The organism is Lentzea indica (genome assembly GCF_012184385.1).
Classification (GTDB): domain Bacteria; phylum Actinomycetota; class Actinomycetes; order Mycobacteriales; family Pseudonocardiaceae; genus Lentzea; species Lentzea indica.
In genome coordinates this window covers 13,265-30,454 of record NZ_VSRL01000094.1, presented here as the reverse complement: position 1 = coordinate 30,454, position 17,190 = coordinate 13,265, and the positions used below count along the sequence as shown (strand labels likewise).

At 68.9% G+C, this 17,190-nt stretch carries 15 protein-coding genes and 2 pseudogenes; 9 read left to right on the top strand and 8 right to left on the bottom strand.

Annotated features, from left to right (window positions below; translation table 11 throughout):
* Positions 1-932 (bottom strand): helix-turn-helix domain-containing protein (locus FXN61_RS24785; protein ID WP_167976438.1); only part of this gene is annotated, 932 nt, incomplete at its 3' end.
* A gap of 228 nt (positions 933-1,160) precedes the next feature.
* Between FXN61_RS24785 and FXN61_RS24780 the strand changes: the two genes are divergently transcribed.
* The 4 genes from FXN61_RS24780 (at position 1,161) to FXN61_RS24765 (ending at position 6,210) form a co-directional block, all read left to right on the top strand.
* A complete protein-coding gene (locus FXN61_RS24780) occupies positions 1,161-1,781 on the top strand; it encodes a (2Fe-2S)-binding protein (RefSeq protein ID WP_167976437.1) in 621 nt (206 codons plus the stop codon).
* A 12-nt stretch (positions 1,782-1,793) separates the two neighbouring features.
* Positions 1,794-2,774 carry an FAD binding domain-containing protein gene (locus FXN61_RS24775; protein ID WP_167976436.1) on the top strand — a complete coding sequence of 327 codons (981 nt, stop codon included), beginning with the start codon at positions 1,794-1,796 and terminating at the stop codon, positions 2,772-2,774.
* A complete protein-coding gene (locus FXN61_RS24770; protein WP_167976435.1) occupies positions 2,771-4,963 on the top strand; it encodes a xanthine dehydrogenase family protein molybdopterin-binding subunit in 2,193 nt (730 codons plus the stop codon). The genes FXN61_RS24775 and FXN61_RS24770 overlap by 4 nt, the downstream gene beginning before the upstream one ends.
* A 131-nt stretch (positions 4,964-5,094) precedes the next feature.
* Positions 5,095-6,210 carry an XdhC family protein gene (locus FXN61_RS24765; protein ID WP_167976434.1) on the top strand — a complete coding sequence of 372 codons (1,116 nt, stop codon included), beginning with the start codon at positions 5,095-5,097 and terminating at the stop codon, positions 6,208-6,210.
* Between the two features lie 78 nt (positions 6,211-6,288).
* Here FXN61_RS24765 and FXN61_RS55610 read toward each other — a convergent pair.
* Positions 6,289-6,897: pseudogene (locus FXN61_RS55610) on the bottom strand (MmyB family transcriptional regulator); the annotation flags it as partial.
* 464 nt (positions 6,898-7,361) lie between these two features.
* Here FXN61_RS55610 and FXN61_RS24755 point away from each other — a divergent pair.
* Together FXN61_RS24755 and FXN61_RS24750 are read left to right on the top strand one after the other, a co-directional pair.
* Positions 7,362-8,219: a glycoside hydrolase family 16 protein gene (locus FXN61_RS24755; RefSeq protein ID WP_167976433.1), complete on the top strand. Its 858-nt coding sequence runs from the start codon at positions 7,362-7,364 to the stop codon at positions 8,217-8,219.
* A gap of 154 nt (positions 8,220-8,373) precedes the next feature.
* Positions 8,374-9,390 carry an RNA polymerase subunit sigma-70 gene (locus FXN61_RS24750; RefSeq protein WP_167976432.1) on the top strand — a complete coding sequence of 339 codons (1,017 nt, stop codon included), beginning with the start codon at positions 8,374-8,376 and terminating at the stop codon, positions 9,388-9,390.
* A gap of 61 nt (positions 9,391-9,451) precedes the next feature.
* On the opposite strand, the gene FXN61_RS24745 is transcribed toward FXN61_RS24750, so the two are convergent.
* Both FXN61_RS24745 and FXN61_RS24740 read right to left on the bottom strand, forming a co-directional pair.
* Entirely contained in the window at positions 9,452-10,015 is a 564-nt protein-coding gene (locus tag FXN61_RS24745) for a dihydrofolate reductase family protein (protein ID WP_167976440.1), read from the bottom strand.
* Positions 10,016-10,071: 56 nt separating this feature from the next.
* A complete protein-coding gene (locus FXN61_RS24740) occupies positions 10,072-11,169 on the bottom strand; it encodes a LacI family DNA-binding transcriptional regulator (RefSeq protein WP_167976431.1) in 1,098 nt (365 codons plus the stop codon).
* A gap of 143 nt (positions 11,170-11,312) precedes the next feature.
* Between FXN61_RS24740 and FXN61_RS24735 the strand changes: the two genes are divergently transcribed.
* Both FXN61_RS24735 and FXN61_RS24730 read left to right on the top strand, forming a co-directional pair.
* Positions 11,313-12,668 (top strand): ferredoxin reductase family protein, encoded by a 1,356-nt coding sequence (locus FXN61_RS24735; protein ID WP_188135443.1) that lies wholly within the window; start codon positions 11,313-11,315, stop codon positions 12,666-12,668.
* 108 nt (positions 12,669-12,776) lie between these two features.
* Positions 12,777-13,658, top strand: coding sequence for a nuclear transport factor 2 family protein (locus FXN61_RS24730; protein ID WP_223165578.1), 882 nt, complete (start codon positions 12,777-12,779; stop codon positions 13,656-13,658).
* A gap of 284 nt (positions 13,659-13,942) precedes the next feature.
* On the opposite strand, the gene FXN61_RS24725 is transcribed toward FXN61_RS24730, so the two are convergent.
* The 3 genes from FXN61_RS24725 to FXN61_RS56490 all read right to left on the bottom strand — a co-directional run bounded on the left by FXN61_RS24725 (position 13,943) and on the right by FXN61_RS56490 (position 15,479).
* On the bottom strand, positions 13,943-14,431 hold the full coding sequence (locus FXN61_RS24725; protein ID WP_167976429.1) for a GNAT family N-acetyltransferase: 489 nt from the start codon (positions 14,429-14,431) through the stop codon (positions 13,943-13,945).
* Positions 14,412-15,290, bottom strand: a complete 879-nt coding sequence (locus FXN61_RS24720) for an aminoglycoside phosphotransferase family protein (protein WP_167976428.1) — start codon at positions 15,288-15,290, stop codon at positions 14,412-14,414. The genes FXN61_RS24725 and FXN61_RS24720 overlap by 20 nt, the downstream gene beginning before the upstream one ends.
* 75 nt (positions 15,291-15,365) lie before the next feature.
* Positions 15,366-15,479 carry a VOC family protein gene (locus tag FXN61_RS56490; protein WP_376770724.1) on the bottom strand — a complete coding sequence of 38 codons (114 nt, stop codon included), beginning with the start codon at positions 15,477-15,479 and terminating at the stop codon, positions 15,366-15,368.
* A 620-nt stretch (positions 15,480-16,099) separates the two neighbouring features.
* Here FXN61_RS56490 and FXN61_RS24715 point away from each other — a divergent pair.
* Entirely contained in the window at positions 16,100-16,753 is a 654-nt protein-coding gene (locus FXN61_RS24715; RefSeq protein WP_167976427.1) for a VldE C-terminal domain-containing protein, read from the top strand.
* 185 nt (positions 16,754-16,938) lie between these two features.
* Here FXN61_RS24715 and FXN61_RS56485 read toward each other — a convergent pair.
* A pseudogene (locus tag FXN61_RS56485) lies at positions 16,939-17,136 on the bottom strand (transposase); the annotation flags it as partial.
* Between the last annotated feature and the right edge of the window lie 54 nt (positions 17,137-17,190).

Genomic DNA, 17,190 nt, shown 5'->3' with positions numbered 1-17,190 from the left:
CGCGCGGCCCCGGACAGCCTGGCGAACTCCCGGTGATCACCGAGCATGGCGTGCGCGCGGGCCTGGTTCAGCTGCGCCTGCACACCCGTCCACCGGCGGTTGGGGTCCACCGCGGCCGCGGCGTTGCTGTAGTCGAGCGCGGTGGCCGCGTCGCCTTCGATCATGGCGAGCACGCCCATGTTGCTCAGCGCCTCACAGGCCGTTGCGACGCCACCGGAGGCCAGCGCCCACTCGACGCTGCGGTGCAGCCATGTCATCGCGATTCCGTCCTGCCCTCGCTTCACCCTGAGCCATCCGGCCAGGTTGGCGTACCTGGCGGCGAGTTGTAGAAGGCCGTCCGCCTGGGCGTCCCGCGCCATCGGAACCAGGGTCATGAGGGTGTGCAACGCCTGTTCGACAGGAACAGCGAGGTCACCGGCGACCTCGCTGATGTCGGCGTCGAGGTAGGTCGTCAGCAGCGCGGCGAATCCGTGCAGCGTCTCGGCGCCCACGGTGAGCCCGTCGACACCGGGCACCTCCGCGAGGCGGCCGGGCACCGGCGTCTCGCAGCCGTCGATGCCGTGCGACGGGCAGATGACGCCGAACGCCGGCAACCGGACGTACCGGGTGAGCGAGAGCCGCGGCTGGTCAGCGCCACGTGGTGCTCGTGGCAACGGGATCGAGGCCTCGCCGGTGGATGCGGCAGCTCTGGCGCACAGCCGCGCACGGATCTTCGTCGCCACGGCGAGCAAGGAGCCGCCCGCTGCCAGCAGGTCGTCGGCCTTGCCGGCGAACGCGATCCGCGGCTCCCTGGCGCCGCTCTCGATCTTGGAGACGTAGGTGTGGTGATACCCGAGGCGCGCGGCCAGCTGGACCTGAGTGAGACCCGCCTGCTCACGCAGGCGGCGCAGTTCCTGCCCGAACTCGTTCCGGCCAGACCTCTCGTGCGTCATCGCCCGCCACCCCTCGCCTCGTTCAGGCGGCGAACGCTACGGCGGACCTGGTGGCGCTGTCAGCAGGCTGGGCAGTGGATCGACTGCGCACAACATCGTTCGAATCGAACTTCGACGATTCCTCGATGCTGCCGAAGCCGCGAAACGACTACTGCCAGACGTACGAACGCCGTTCGTACGAAGCACGTCCGCTTCCTGCACCGGCCGCCGCGCCCCAAAGTGGACGCCATGTCTACCGATCCTCCCGCAGCGGAACCGTCAGCCCTGTCCCGGCGCACGTTCGTCGCGACCACTGTCGCCGTAGGTGGTGCGGTAGCGGCCGGCGACCTGGTGGTGGGGCCATCGGCGTTCGGCGCCGAGCCCTCGACGGCGGCGGAAACCGGTCCCAGCACTCGTGTTTCGCTGGTCGTCAACGGCAGGCGGCTCACCGTCGTCGTCGACAACCGGACTTCGCTGCTGGACCTGCTGCGCGAGCACCTCGGGCTCACCGGTTCGAAGAAGGGCTGCAACGCCGGCGCGTGCGGCGCCTGCACGGTCCTGGTCGACGGGCGCCGGGTCAACTCGTGCCTGACGCTGGCGGTTCGCCTGGAAGGCGCCGAGGTCACCACCATCGAGGGCCTGGCGAAAGGGGAACGCCTGCACCCGTTGCAGCAGGCGTTCATCGACCAGGACGCCTTCCAGTGCGGCTTCTGCACGCCCGGCCAGATCATGTCCGGCGTCGGTTGCCTGAAGGAGGGGCGCACCGGATCCGCAGAGGAGATCCGGGAGTGGATGAGCGGCAACCTCTGCCGCTGTGGCTGTTACGTGAAGATCGTGCGCGCGGTCGAGCAAGCCGCGCGCTGGAAATGAGGCGCAACCGCCATGTATCCGTTTTCCTACACCAGGGTCTCCGACCTCCGCACCGCCGTCCAGGCGGGCAGTGACGGCGGACGCTACATCGCAGGCGGGACGACGCTGGTCGACCTGATGCGCGAGACCGTCGAACGTCCCGGCAAGCTGGTCGACATCAGTGCTCTGCCACTGCGCGAGGTCACGGCCACCAAAGGTGGAGGGCTGCGCATCGGTGCGCTGATGCGGATGGCGGAGGTCGCCGCCCACCCCACCGTGCGCGCCCTGTACGCGGTGATCTCTCAGGCGCTGGAGCTCAGCGCCTCGGCACAGCTGCGCAACATGGCCACCATCGGCGGCAACATCATGCAGCGCACCAGGTGCACGTACTTCCGTGACGTCACCGCATCCTGCAACAGGCGCGAGCCGGGCACGGGTTGTGCGGCCCGTGAGGGCTTCAACCGCACCCACGCGATCCTGGGCACCTCGGAGCAGTGCGTGGCCACGCACCCTTCCGACGTGGCCGTGGCTTTCGCGGCGCTGGAGGCGACCGTGCATCTGCTGGGCCCGGCGGGGGAGCGCACGGTGGCGTTCTCCGACTTCTTGCTGCGGCCGGACAACACGCCGCAACGTGAACAGAGCATCCGGCAGGGTGAGCTGATCACCGCCGTGGAGGTTCCGGCCCAGCCGCGACCGTTGCGGTCGGGCTATGTGAAGGTGCGGGACCGGCAGTCCTACGAGTTCGCGCTCACCTCCGCCGCCGTCGCGCTGCACGTGCGGGGAGGGGTGATCCAGGTGGCGAAGGTCGCGGCCGGAGGCGTGGGCACCGTGCCGTGGAAGCTGTCCGCCGTCGAACAGCGGCTGATCGGCCAGCGTCCGTCGGAAGCCCTGTGGACGCAGGCGGCCGAAGTGGCTGCGGACGGCGCACAGCCCCTCGCGCACAACAATTTCAAGGTCGAGTTGCTCAAGCGCACGGTGGAACGCCAACTGCGCGTGGTGGGAGGTACCAGGTGAGCCCTCAGCCCCAGAAAGCCGTCGGCTCGCCACTGTCCCGTGTGGACGGACGGCTCAAGGTCACCGGCAAGGCCGCCTACGCCGTCGATCACGACATCCCCGGCGCCGTGCACGCCGTCGTCGTCGACAGCAGCATCGCGCTCGGCCGCATCACCGGCATCGACACCAGCGCCGCCGAGGCCTGTCCCGGTGTGCTGAAGGTGATCACCCACCGCAACGCCCCGAGGTTGGTGTACCGCGACAACCCGGTCTCGAACAACCCGCGGGGCCGGCGGCTGCGCGTCTTCCAGGACGACCAGGTCCTGTTCTTCGGCCAGCCCGTCGCCGCCGTCGTGGCCACCACGCTGGAGGCCGCCCAGCACGCCGCCTCGCTGGTCGAGGTCTCCTACGAGGCCAGGCAGCCCACGACGGACCTCGCGGGCCGTCCCGGCAACCCGCTGCTGAACTACGCGCGGGGCGATGCGGAGGCGGCGCTCGCGTCCGCGGAGGTCCGGCTGGACCGGGAGTTCCACCTCGCCCGCAACCACCACAACCCGATCGAACCGCACGCCACCATCGCCCGCTGGGACGGCGACAAGCTCACGCTGTGGGACAAGACCCAGTACGTGATCGGCACGCAGAACGAGGCCGCAGCCGTGTTCGGCATCCCCGTGGAGAACGTGCGGGTGATCTCACCGTTCGTCGGCGGAGCGTTCGGCACCGGCCTGCGGACCTGGCCGCACGTCGCCATCGCGGCCCTGGCCGCACGCGAGGTCGGACGCCCGGTGAAGCTCGCGCTGAGCCGCAGGCAGATGTACTTCACGGTCGGCTACCGGCCCCGGTACGAGTACAAGCTCCGCCTCGGAGCGGACCGCCAGGGGCGCGTCACCGCGATGGCCCACGAGCCCACCTACGAGACCTCGAACCACGAGACGTTCTGGGAAGCCACGCTGTTTCTCGGGCAGATGCTCTACAACGTGCCCAACGTCAGCCAGACGCTGCGCACCGTTTCCCTCGACGTCAACACCCCGCTGTGGATGCGCGGCCCCGGCTTCAGCAGCACCTCGTTCTGCATCGAGGTCGCGATGGACGAGCTTGCCCACGAGCTGGGCATCGACCCGGTCGAGTTGCGGCTGCGCAACGAACCCACCAGAGACCTGTCGACCGGACAGCCCTTCTCCACACGGCGGCTGCGCGAGTGCTTCCGCGTGGGCGCCCGCGAGTTTGGCTGGGACCGGCGCAACCCGAAGCCGCGCTCCACCCGTGACGGTGACTGGCTCATCGGCACCGGTGTCGCCACCGGCTGCTACGACACCAACCGGGCGCGGGCCGAAGCCCACGCCCGGCTCGACGCCAACGGCACCGCGGTGGTCCAGTCCGCGGCGAGTGACGCGGGTCCGGGCACGTACACGTCGATGACCCAGGTCGCGGCCGACGCCTTGGGGCTGGCGGTGCGCGAGGTCGAGTTCCGCCTGGGCGACACGCTCATGCCACCGGCCCCGCCGCAGGGCGCGTCGCAGCTCATGGCCAGCGTCGGTTCCGCAGTCCAGGACACCTGCGACAAGCTGCGCCAGCAGGCGATCAGTCTCGCGGTCGGCGATCGGCGTTCACCGCTGCACGGCGTCAACCCCGACGACGTCGTGGTCATCGGCGGACGGCTGCAGGTGAAGGACCAGCCCGCGCGCGGTGAGACCTACCGGCAGCTCCTGGCCCGCAACAATCTGACCCACCTCGAAGCGAACGGGCTCTACAACCCCGAGGCTGAAAGCCCGTACTCGATGTACGCGTACAGCGCGGTGTTCGCCGAGGTCGGCGTCGACGTCAACCTCGGCCTGGTGCGAGTGCGGCGGATGCTCAGCGTCTACGACGCGGGCCGGATCATCAGCCCCAAGCTCGCCGACAGCCAGGCGGTCGGCGGGATGGTGGGCGGCATCGGCATGGCCCTGCTGGAGCACACGGTCACCGACCATCGCGACGGCAGGATCGTCAACGCCAACCTCGCCGACTACCTCGTGCCGGTCAACGCCGACATCCGTGATCTGAGGGCGATCTATCTGGACGGCGACGACCGAAAGGCCGACCCCATCGGTGTCAAGGGCCTGGGTGAGCTCGTCAAGGTCGGCGTCGCGCCGGCCATCGCCAACGCGGTCTTCCACGCCACCGGACGCCGTGTGCACGAGTTGCCCATCACCGCGGAAGCACTGCTCTGAGACCGGACGGCCGGAGTTCCTCCTCCGCAGAGGAGTCTTCGAGAACCCGCCCGTCCCGCCCGCCGTCGCCCGACTCCACCCGGATCAGTCCGGAGCGGCGGCGGGCCCCAACGTCCACGGGAGATCCACCGTTGTTGAACATTGCGGACACGTTGTCCCTCTGGTTGCTGAAGGCCCGCCCGTTCGCGCTGGCCACCGTGGTCCAGGTCAGCGGCAGCGCACCGCTGCCACCCGGCACCTCACTGGCCGTCGCCGCCGACGGCGAGGCGATCGGCAGCATCTCCGGCGGCTGCGTGGAAGGCGCCGTCTACGAACTGTGCCAACAGGTTCTGGAGTCGAGCGGCTCTCCGGTGCTGACCCGGTTCGGCTACTCCGACGACGACGCCTTCGCCGTGGGCCTGACCTGTGGCGGTGAACTCGAGGTCATGGTTCAGATCGTCCACCCGGCCGACCGGGCCCACCTCGCGTTGACGCTGGAACGGGCGGTGGGTGGACAACCCGTCGCGGTGGCGCAGGTCGTGGACGGCCCGGAAGACCTGCTCGGCCGCACCACGTGCGTGTACGGAAGCGGCAACGCGTACAGCGGGTCCTTGGGCCGCGCGCGGGAGGACCGGGCGGTGGTGAGCCAGGCTCGCGCGTTGCTGCGAGCAGGGCGGACCGCCCGCGTCCACATCGGAGGCGACGACAGCACCTGTCCCGAGAAGATCACGCTGCTGGTCCACACCCACGCGTCCCGTCCAAGGATGCTGATCTTCGGCGCCGTCGACTTCGCCGCCGCGCTCAGCCAGGCGGGGACCTTCCTCGGCTACCGCGTCACCGTCTGCGACGCTCGCCCCGTCTTCGCCACCGCCGCCCGCTTCCCGCACGCCGACGAGGTCGTCGTCGACTGGCCACACCGCTACCTCGCCACCACCGACGTCGACGCCCGTACCGCCGTCTGCGTTCTCACACACGACGCCAAGTTCGACATTCCCCTGCTCCGCCTGGCCCTCGGCCTTCCGGTCGGGTACGTGGGCGCGATGGGCTCGCGGCGCACCCACGAACACCGCCTCGACCGGCTGCGTGAGACCGGCGTGCCCGAGCGGCAGCTCGCGCGCCTGCGCTCACCGATCGGGCTCGACCTGGGGGCGGGCACCCCGGAGGAAACGGCGATCTCCATCGTCGCCGAGATCGTCGCCGACGCCAACGAGGGCACCGGCCTGCGCCTGTCGCAGGCTTCCGGCCCCATTCACCGCCGGGCCGCCTGACTGACCACTCCACTCTGCCAGGACTCGCAGAGCCTTCTCCGATGAGGAGCCCGGTTCGGCGTGGTAGGTCTGCAGGCGCTGGTCGGGGTCGTGCGGCAGGATCAAGTGCTCCGGGTTGAGCTCGAACTCTCCGACGAGGGGGTGCCGCATCCGCAGCACGCCGGGGTCTCCGCAGCCCACCTCGTGCCGGGCCCACCGCCGCCGGAACCGCTCGCTCTTCTGCGACAACTCCGCTATCAGGCAGGCGAGTCCGGGGTCGTCGGGATAGCGGCCCTGGTGGAGGCGCAGAATCCCGACGATCACCTGCTCCCGCGCATCCGGGTCGACGAAACGCTCGCGTGTGGTGGGGGACAGGAACATCTGCCGGGGCACGTTGCGCTCGTGTGGCGGCAGGTCCGAGAAGTCTCCGAAGATGGTGGCGGAGAGCCGGTTCCAGCCCAGGACGTTCATGCACCGGCCGACGACGACGGCGGGGACGCCGAGTGCGTCGAGCAGGTTCTGGATCCCAGGCCGAAGCCGCTGGGCTTCGGCCTCGGGGACGCTCGTACGGGCGGGCTGGGCGAGCTGGAGGAGATGGCCGCGCTCTTCGTCGGTCAGTTTCAGGGCACGTGCGACGGCGTCAAGCACCGCGGTGGACATGCCGTCGCCATATCCCTGCTCGAGCCGGGCGTAGTAGGCGAACGACACGCCCGCCAGTTGCGCCAGTTCCTCGCGCCGCAGTCCGGGAACCCGGCGCGCCCGGATGACGGCAGATCCACGTCCTCGGGTTTGAGGCGGGCCCGGCGCGACCGCAGGAACTCCCTGAGCTCGGCCTGGCGGTCGAGTGTGGACGGTGCCTGGTCGCGTAGCGCTGCGTCGGACGACATCTGCACTCTCCGGGTGGGTGGTCGGCGCACGGGCGGAAACGCGGACACCGACCGTGACGCGCCCGGTGATCACGCAGGCGGGGTCGAGGTCGGTGCAGCGGACCCTAGACGTCAGCTCGTGAGTTTCGAGTTGTCCGTCATCAGGCCGCGTCTCGTTTGGGATCCGCGGAGCGGCTGGCCGCGCGTCTTTGACACTTCTGGACAACCGCGTTCCGTGGACGCCGCGTGCCGCCGTGCGCTTCTACGGTGATCTTCCCTGCACCTCGTTGTGAGGAGATCCCTGCGATGAACGCACGCTCAGGTGTCCGGCGGTTCACCAGATTCGCCGCGATCTTGCCACTCGTGGCCGCCGCACTCGCGGGCACCGCCCAGCCCGCCGTCGCGGCCGACGTCCCGCCGAACCCCGTGCAGAAGCCCGGCTGGATCCTCGATCGGCACGACGAGTTCAACGGTTCGCTGGACCGCAACCTGTGGATCACGAACTACCTCGAGTCGCGGACACCGGAGTGGCGGTCCAGGGCGCGGTACGGATTCCGCAACAACGCCCTCGTCCTGAGGATCGACAACGACCAGCCGACGTACTACGCGGGCGGCGACAAGATGAAGGTCTCCAGCATCCAGACCGGGCAGAAGACCGGACTGCACAAGGGCTCGCCGTACGACCACTCGATCCCGACGATCTGGAAGTACGCGCCCAAGTACGGCTACTTCGAGATTCGCGGGAGGACGTCCGCGCGCAGCGGGCTGCACGCCGCGTTCTGGACGGTGGGCAAGCAGGACACGCCTCAACAGAGCGCCGAGATCGACGTCATGGAGCACCCCGGGCGAACGCCGCGGAACTTCAACTTCAACTTGTTCAAGTGGAACGACCCGAACGTTCCGCAGGTCACGCAGTCGGTCGGGGTGGGATTCGACCTCGCGGGCGGAATGCACATCTATGCGCTCGAATGGACGCCCACCCAGATCAAGCTGTACGTCGACAACAGACTGACGAGGACGGTCAACGCCTCTCCTGCCTACGCATCAGGCTTCCTGCTGGGCATCTACGAGAACGCGGGGTGGACAGGGAACGTGGATCCCAACGACCCGCGGCCGAAGGAGTTCGTCGTGGACTACTTCCGTGCCTATCGCAAAGCCGGCTGATCGCGTCTGCGTGGTGGCGGCTGGAGCCTGTGGTCCGCAAGGGACAGCCCAGTCCCCGCCGGCGCAGCAGTGTCAGTGGCTTCACCGATCAGAAATCCTCCGCCACGCCGTCAGTTCTGGTGGCCCTCTCGCACCGGTGGAAGGATTGATGACCATGACCGACGCTGGACCGCTGGGCGCCGACGAGGCCACGTTCATCGCGGTGGTCCGCTCAGGCGACACGGCGCGGTTCGCGCTCATCACGGAGCGCCACCGGCGTGAGCTGCAGGTGCACTGCTACCGGATGCTCGCGAACTACGAGGACGCCCAGGACATGACGCAGGAGACGTTCCTGCGAGCGTGGAACAAACGGGAGTCGTTCAAGGGCCACGCTGCGCTGCGGACCTGGCTGTACCGGATCGCGACGAACGTCTGCCTCGACTTCCTGGAGAAGCGCAACGACCGCACACCCGTGCCGTCCGAGCTGTCGGACACCGGCTCCGAGGTGCTGTACCTGCAGCCGTACCCCGACCGGATGCTCCCCGAGGACCCGCAGGAATCGGTGGTGGCGCGGGAGACGATCGAGCTGGCGTTCATCGTCGCCGTCCAGCACCTGCCGCCGCGGCAGCGGGCGGTGTTCATCCTGCGCGACGTCCTCGGCTGGCCGGCGTCGAAGGCCGCCGACGCCCTCGAGCTGACCGTCGCGTCGGTGACCAGCGCACTGCAGCGGGCGCGCGTGACGATGCGCGAGCAGCTGCCCGACCGCCGCCTCGACTGGCGGAGCCCCGCCACCCACGAGCTGTCGAATGACGAGCGCGGCGTGGTGAAGTCGTACATCGACGCCCACGAGCGCAACGACCTCGACGGGCTGATGTCCCTGCTGCGCGACGACCTGCGCTTCGCGATGTTGCCCGAGCAGGGCACCTTGATCATGACGGCCAAGGACGCGGTGGACGGCTGGGTCTCCGGCGGGCTCTTCCAGCGCGGCTACGACGACTGGCGCGGTGTCACCACGACGGTCAACCGCATGCCGGCCGCCGTGCTGTACGTCCGCACCCCCGACGACCCGGAGTACCGGCTGTTCGCCATCGCGGTCCTGCACATCGTCGACGGGAAGATCGCCGAGCTGACCGGATTCGACGCCGCTGACAAACCATGGCTGGACGCACGGGCCGCCGTCACCGCGGAATGACCTGACCAGCTGAACACCAACGCGACAACCTGGCCTCACGAGCCGATGGTCTGGCCCGTGCTCATCGCCTCGTCTCGTATCGGGTCAGCACCACGCCGCCGGGAAACGTCCGCGTCTCCACGAGGTTCAGGTTCACCCAGCTGTCCAGCGCGGTGAAGAACGGCGTGCCGCCGCCCACCAGGACCGGATGGGTGACGATCTCGTACTCGTCGACCAGCCCGGCACGCATGGCCGCCCCAGCGAGCGTTGCGCCACCGACCCTCATCGGCCCGCCGTCCTCGGCCTTGAGCCGGGTGATCTCCGCGACCGCGTTGCCGGTGACCAGGCGGGTGTTCCAGTCGACCTTGTCGATCGTCGAGGAGAACACCACCTTCGGCGTGTCCCGCCAGTTCCGCGCGAACTCGATCTGCGCCGGGGTGGCGTTGGGCTGCTGGTCGCCGGTCGGCCAGTGGGAGCTCATCGTCTCCCACAGCTTCCGCCCATACAGCATCAAGCCGATCCCCAGCTCCTGGTCGAGCCACCACTGGAACAGCTCGTCGCTCGGCCCGCCCCAGCTGATGTCGTCGCCGGTCGCGGCGATGTAGCCGTCCACGGTCAGGTTCATGCCGAAGATCAGTTTCCGCATCATGCCAGCCTCTCGTGAGTCGATCTCACACGTACAGACGGGCGCGGCGCGAAAACCTAATCGGTGCGCGGTGACCCAGGCGATGCCCCTTCGTCCGGGACGGCGTCGACTGGACTGCTCTCCCGCACCGGGCGCTGTGTGGACTGGCGAGTGACCAGCACCGGCTGCACGAGTCGACGTCGGTCCACACCGGTGCGGGCGTTGATGAGAGCGATCAGCAGGTCGACCGCTTCGTCGCCCACCCGGTCCGGGCGGAGGCTGACTGTGGTGATCGGCGGGATCGTCGTCGCGTAATCCGGGTCCTCACTGATGCACGCCACCAGCAGATCCCGCGGCACCGAAAGCCCGTGGTGCCGGGCGGCGGCGAGGATGTTGTGACCGGAGTCGGAGTAGATGCCGATGACGGCGTCCGGTCGTGGATCGTGGTTGAGCAACCGGCCGACCGCGTCCCGTTCCGCCGTGAAGTAGTCGGGCAGTGAGTCGTACTCCTCGACGAGGGCGGACATGTCGCGTTCGGCGCACCAGGACGCGTAGGCGCGTCCGATCAGGTGTGGGTACGCGTCGTCGTGGAGGGGCAGGGTGAGCCCGATCCGCCGGGCACCAGCCTTCGTGAGGTGGCCGAGCAGCAGGCGCAGGCCCGCGTCGTAGTCGGTGGCCACCCACGCGTCGCCCCAGCGCGGCTGGGGCGGCTGGCCGTCGCTGACGATCGGGATGCCACGCTCCCGCAGGAGTGAACACACCGGATCGTCGGCGCGCGGTGCGACGTGGATGACGCCGTCCATCGGCGCGTTGAGCCACATCCACGGTGACAATGAACTCGGCATCACCATGAGCATGTAGCCGCGCTCGTGCGCCGCCGCCATCGCGCCCAGCGCCAGTTGTGCGTAGTACGGGATCTCGGTGTACGGGACGGGAAGATCGCCGTACGTCGTCATCGTCAGGCCGAGCACTCCCGTGCCGCCGCAGGCCACGGCCTGGGCCGTGCTGGCAGGGGCGTAACCGAGTTCGCGTGCCGCAGCGATCACGCGCTGCCTGGTCGCCTCGGACAGCCGTCCGGTGCCGTTGAGCGCGTTCGACACGGTGGCCGTGGACACCCCGGCCAGTGCGGCCACGGCCCCGAGCGTGGGACGCCGCCAGACACGAGTGCTCTTCATGTGCATCTCAACAGCCCTGTGCCTGCTTGTGGTTAAGACGTTAATCACTCAACCTACCGGCGACAGCGGCCGGAGCCGCCGCCGGGTCTGGAGTGATCACATGTCAGACGCCCTTGGCGGCACCGCTGGGAGGAGTGTGTCAAATGGACAAGAGGGAAGCGGTGGAGAAGAGGATTTCCCAGGTGCGGCAACGCACCGTAGCTCCGGTCGTTGCGGCGCGGTGGGCGCTGTGGACGTTTGTCATCGTCAACTTGGTGATCGTCGAGGTCCTTTTTCTCACCGCGGGGACCGGCAAGAACGGGGTGCTCACGGTCGCCAAGTTCTTCGGGCTGCATGCCGCCGTGCTGATGCTGTTCCAGCTGCTGCTGGTGGCCCGGCTGCCGTGGCTCGACCGTCGTATCGGCATGGACCGGTTGACGGTGTGGCACCGGTGGGCCGGCTTCACTCTGCTGTGGACGATCCTCACCCACGCCGTGCTGGTGGTGCTGGGCTACGCGAGGCTCGATGACGCGTCGATGACGAAGACGTTCTTCGCGCTGGCCGGAGTGCCGGCCTCCCTGCTCGGGATGTGCGCCGCGATGATCGTCGTCGTGGTCGCCGCGGTCTCCGCCCGGTATGTGAGGCGGCGGTTGCGGTACGAGACCTGGCACGGTGTGCACCTGCTGCTGTACCTGGCGTTGGGGTTGGCGTTCGTCCACCAGTTGCTGGAGACCACGACCTTCAGCTCTTCCGTGCCGGCGAAGACGTACTGGTGGGCCCTGTGGCTGTTCGCGTTCGGTGCCCTGGTCGCGGGGCGGATCGTGATGCCTCTGTGGCGCAACGCCCATCACCGGTTCCAGGTCGCGGAGGTCGTGCAGGAGTCGGACGACGTCGTGTCGGTGCACGTCACCGGACGCCACCTCGACAGGCTGCCCGCCCGCGCCGGCCAGTTCTGCATCTGGCGGTTCCCAGGACACAACCACTGGTGGCTGGCGAATCCGTTCTCGCTGTCGGCGGCACCCGACGGGCGCACGTTGCGCCTGACCGCCAAGGCGGTCGGCAGCGCCAGCGCCGGCCTGCGGCACCTCCCGGTCGGGAGCCGCGCGTTCGTCGAGGGACCGTACGGGGCATTCACCTCGTTGCACCGAACGCGGCCCGGCGCACTGCTGATTGCCGGAGGAGTGGGGATCACGCCGATCCGAGCCCTGCTGGAAGAGGAACCGGCCGGTGACGTCGTCGTGCTTTACCGTGTGCGCAACGAGAACGACGCCGTGCTGGTCGACGAGGTTCGAGCCCTGGTCGCGGCTCGCGGCGGGCAACTGCACCTGCTCACCGGTCGCACGGCAGAGGGAACATCACCGTTCGAGCCGGACAGTCTCCGTGTCCTGGTACCCGACATGGCCGAACGCGACGTGTACGTCTGTGGCCCGCCCGCGATGACCTCGGCCGTCCTCAGCACCCTGTGCACGCTGAAGGTTCCCGACCGGCAAGTGCACTCCGAGCGGTTCGGCCTGGCCTGACGAGCGGAGGCGGGCGATCTGCAGAGGTCGGGCAGCCCCGCCACCAGCTGCCAGATGCTGTGCAACACCAACAAGTCCCCTTCTGACGACCGTACACAGGAGACCCGAGTGGGATACCGGAAGACCCTGCCCTGGCTCGCTGCCGTGGCCTTCTTCACGACCGCGTGCAGCGGCGCGTCCGGCACCGGCCCGGCCACCGCGGCAGGCTCGTCGTCAGCGTCCGAGGCGCAGAACAAGGCGCTCGTCCTGCGCCTGTACTCGGAGGCGTTCAACCAGGACAAGACCGACGTGGTGAGGGAGCTCGTCGGAGCGGACTACGTGCAGCACGACAAGTCGGTGCCTGGCGGAGCCGACGGGCAGGTCAAGCAGTTCCAGGACCTCAAGGCGAAGATTCCCGGCGCGGTGGCGACCGTCAAGCGCACGGCCGCCGACCGCGACCTGGTGGCCGTGCACTGGCACGCGTCGGCCACCCCGGCGAACGAGGCGACCGGCGAGGCCAAGGTCGACCTGTACCGGGTCGGCAACGGCAAGCTGGTCGAGCACTGGAGCATCACGCAGACCGTGCCGGCGACGACGGCCAGCGGCAACTCCCTGTTCAGCGACCAGTACCAGTATGCGAACGGGGCGCCGACCCTGTCCGAGGAGCAGGAGGAGACGAACCGCGAGTTCGCGGTCACCGCGTACCGCAAGCTCTCCGACGGTGACGCGGCCGTGGTCGACACGAGCTGGGATCCGCGGTACTACCAGCACAACCCGGCGATCGCGAGCGGAACAGGTCCGCTGAAGCAGCTGATGCAGCAGGGCAACACCTCGCCCAGCGCCACCCCCAGCGCAAGCACAGGCAGCGGCGGGACCCAGTTCGGCCACACCCTCGCCGACGGTGACCTGGTGTGGGTCTTCAGCTCCGACTACGTCGTCGCAGACATCTTCCGCGTGGTCGACGGAAAAATCATCGAGCACTGGGACGTCGTCGCCGATGGCCAGCAGTAGCCCGGCAGGAAAGACCTGCCGCCCGGCGGATCACACAGGGACAGGTATGAAGCTGTTTCGTCCGAGCCGCAAGACTCTTCGCATGACTGGCCGTCCGCGTGGTAACGGACGTCGGCCGTCCATTGCCGGCGGCCGCCACCCTGCACGGCGAGCACGACCCCTCAACACGCGTGCCGCGCGCTTCCAGTTCCGCGCCGTAGTGCTCGAGCACGACCGCGCCCACGCCGAAGAGGATGAGCATGACGAACCCGGCCACGAAGATGCTCAGGGCCCGCCCTACGCCGTCACAGATCCAGCCACATGATCCGCAGGCCCACCAGCCCTTGAGTCGGATGGCGGAACGCCCTGGGAGCCGTGCCGAGTGTGACGAAGCCGAGGCTCTCGTAGATGTGGATCGCCGCCGTGTTCGTGTCGACGACGGCGTTGAACTGGATGGCGGCGAACCCGCTGCGCCGCGCCCAGTCGATCATGTCGGTCGTGAGGGCACGGCCGACACCTTTGCCGCGCGCTTCCTCGGCGACCATCAGGGTGCCGGAAGCGACGTGGTTGCCGGGGCCGCCCCGGTTGGCGTACATGTTCGCGGTGCCGAGCACCTGGTCGTCGCCGGCCACGACCACTCTCGCCGGTGCGGGCAGCAGCCACATCCGCCGGGCGTCGGGCTCGCTCAGGCCGGGGTCGTAGGGGATGGTCTCCTGCTGGGTGATGACGTTCTGGATGATCGGCCAGATCTGCGGCCAGTCGTCCTCGCGGGCCTCACGAACGGTGGGAAGCATGCGGTCCTTCGTCTGCCAGGGCTTGGGTGATCTGGCGGGTGGTCTGCTCGGCGACGCGGGGGTTGACCGCGGCGTGGTGGACGTAGGCGTTCAGACCGGTGGCCAGGGCCCAACCACGGCCGCGCGTCCACGTGGCGTCGTCCACCCCGAGCGCCGCGCGGAACGTGGCTCGCGTCTCGGCCGACAGGAGCGTGAAGGCGATGATCAGGTCGAGGGCCGGATCGCCCACCCCGAACTCGCCGAAGTCGATGACGGCACTGAGCCGGCCCTCTGTCGCCAGCAGGTTGCCGGTGTGGAAGTCGCCGTGACGCCACACCGGATCCTGTTGCGGCGCAGCGAGAGCCGCGTCCCACAGCTCGGTCATCCGCGCTCGGTCGAACGGGACTTCCGCGATGGCCGACCGCGTCGCCGCGTCCCGTGTGGACAGTCGTGCGGCGACGTCGGTCGGTTCGGCGTCGAACCGGTGCAGCGCCTGGAGGAACTCGGCCAGCGCCTCAGCGGCCTCGTGCGAACCGGACAGCGCCTCGACGGTCGCCACCTCGCCGTTCAGCCAGCGCGACACCGCCCACGGCCACGGATGACCGAAGTCCGGTTCGCCCACCTCCACCGGCACGGGCACGGCGAGCGGCAGGTGCGGGGCGAGCCGGGGCAGCCACTCGGCCTCCTTGCGCGCCTGGTTGATCGCGCCGTCGTGACGAGGCAACCGGACGGACAGCTCGTCGCCCAGCCGGTAGATGACGTGATCCGAACCGGCCGGGTCGTGCAGCCGCAGCGGCAACCCGGCCCATCGCGGGAACTGCGTGTCGACCAACCGCCTCGCCAGCGTCGCGTCGATGTTCGGTGTTGCTCCGACGGACAAGCACAGCTCCCCCTGCGGGATGGACGATCAACGGCCGTGGCAGCCTGGCATCGTCCCGCAGGTTCCATCAACCGGTTATCGAGGTGTCGTCACCAGCTCGTAGACGTTGCCGTCGGGGCCGCGGACGTGCTGCCAGGTCGGGCCGGTCGTGCCGAGCAGTTCGACGCCCGCCGCGCGGAGTTCGGCCACGGCGGCGGGCAGGTTCTCGACCGCGAACCCAGGGACCGGGCCCGTTTCGAAGCGGACTGACCTCGATGGCCCTAGTCGTCGACCACTACGGACCCGGATCCTCGGTGCGGTCATCAACGAGTACAGGTATGCCGCGCGAGGTGCAGCGATGACTGTTCGAGCGGCACAGGCGTCGCGGGTGGTCAGCACGATCACCGGGATGCGGTCGCCGCGGGTGCGGATCTGGGCCAGCGCGGCTCGTCCTCGGCGATCAGGACGGGTTCATCGTGGGCCCAACGGCAGGTTGATGGCGAACTTGGCGCCGAATCCGGGTGTGCTCGTGAAGGTGATTGTGCCGCGGTGTGCTTCCGCGATCGTCCGCACGATGGGCAGATCGAGTCAGGTGCCCTCCCCGCTGCCGTCGGCCGTTCGCACGAACCGTTCGAAGATCCGCTCCTGGTCGGCCTTGGCGATGCCGGGACCGGTGACCTCGACGGACCCACAGGGCTGTCACTTTCTGTAGCAACGCGCTTACCAGCGGAAATGTGAGCATCAACACTCGCCTGTGACGTTCTCGTGTTCATTTCGTAATGTTGCGCGCCGTGTGACCATGCCCCGTCCCCAACGCAAGGTGTTCCCGAATGTCGGGCCGACATAGAACGAAGCAGACAGCCAGCCGGAAGCTGCCCATCGCAGTCGCCGCCACCCTCACCGTGGGCCTGGTCGTGACCTTCTGGGCCGTCCGCGATTCCGACCAGCCGGTCGATCCAGCCGGAGCGGCCGCCCATCTGGCCGCCTCGTCGATCCCTGTCAGCGAAGACCTGCTGCCTGTCACGACATCGACCACCGCGCCGCCATCCTCGCAACCTCCGGCGACCACTACGGCGCCTCCGGTGACCACGACAGCACCCAAGACCACCACGCCGCCTCCCGCGCCGCCGTGTCCGACCACCCTGGACGGAGTCAAACCGCATGTGGCGCAGGTAGGTCACCACCTCGCGGCCAAGTTCGACGTCAACGACATCGGTGGCGCCGCCGGCCGGGGCGGCTCCGGCGACCATCCCCTCGGCCTGGCGCTGGACTTCATGGTCGATACCGCCACCGGCAATGCCCTGGCCGACCACGTGCTGGCCAACCGCCGGGCGTTCGGCGTCACTTACGTGATCTGGCGTCAGCGCTACAACGATGGCAGCGGCTGGTCGACGATGGAGGATCGGGGTAGTCCCACGGCCAACCACATGGACCACGTGCACGTGTCGTTCCAGGCGACCGCGACCGTCAAGGTCACCTGCTGATCTCTTCGGGCGGCATGCCGACCCGCTCCAACAGCAACGGCCGGTTGACTCTCGCACCTCTTCGCCAGTTGCCGAGCGACCGCTCTGGGGGTCCTGGGGCTTGTCCTCGGCTGGGGTCTGAGGGCTTGGCCCCCAGAAAACACCCGAAGGGCGACGGGTTCGCGCTTTCCGCGAACAGACGTCGCCCATCGACCTTTGGTCCAGCGTTTGCGGCCGGTGCCGGTCGGGTCCAGGCTCATGATGGCCATGTAGACGCACTTGAGCGCGGCCTGCTCGTTGGGGAAATGCCCGCGGGCCTTCACGGTGCGGCGGGCGTTGACGCTCCCGATGGCGTTGGTCGAGCAGACGGCATCCTCGATCAACTGATCAGTGCCGAGCGATGGTGCGGCCATCGAGGGTTCGCGGGCGAGGTGCGGCTGGCGGAGATCGCCGACCAG

Excerpts from the sequence above, each read along its gene's own strand:
- FXN61_RS24745 (WP_167976440.1), bottom strand. The coding sequence starts at position 10,015 with ATGCGGAAACTGATCTTCGGCATGAACCTGACCGTGGACGGCTACATC.
- FXN61_RS24755 (WP_167976433.1), top strand. The coding sequence starts at position 7,362 with ATGAACGCACGCTCAGGTGTCCGGCGGTTCACCAGATTCGCCGCGATC.
- FXN61_RS24740 (WP_167976431.1), bottom strand. The coding sequence starts at position 11,169 with ATGAAGAGCACTCGTGTCTGGCGGCGTCCCACGCTCGGGGCCGTGGCC.
- FXN61_RS24780 (WP_167976437.1), top strand. The coding sequence starts at position 1,161 with ATGTCTACCGATCCTCCCGCAGCGGAACCGTCAGCCCTGTCCCGGCGC.
- FXN61_RS24725 (WP_167976429.1), bottom strand. The coding sequence starts at position 14,431 with ATGCTTCCCACCGTTCGTGAGGCCCGCGAGGACGACTGGCCGCAGATC.
- FXN61_RS24715 (WP_167976427.1), top strand. The coding sequence starts at position 16,100 with ATGTCGGGCCGACATAGAACGAAGCAGACAGCCAGCCGGAAGCTGCCC.
- FXN61_RS24750 (WP_167976432.1), top strand. The coding sequence starts at position 8,374 with ATGACCGACGCTGGACCGCTGGGCGCCGACGAGGCCACGTTCATCGCG.
- FXN61_RS24735 (WP_188135443.1), top strand. The coding sequence starts at position 11,313 with ATGGACAAGAGGGAAGCGGTGGAGAAGAGGATTTCCCAGGTGCGGCAA.
- FXN61_RS24775 (WP_167976436.1), top strand. The coding sequence starts at position 1,794 with ATGTATCCGTTTTCCTACACCAGGGTCTCCGACCTCCGCACCGCCGTC.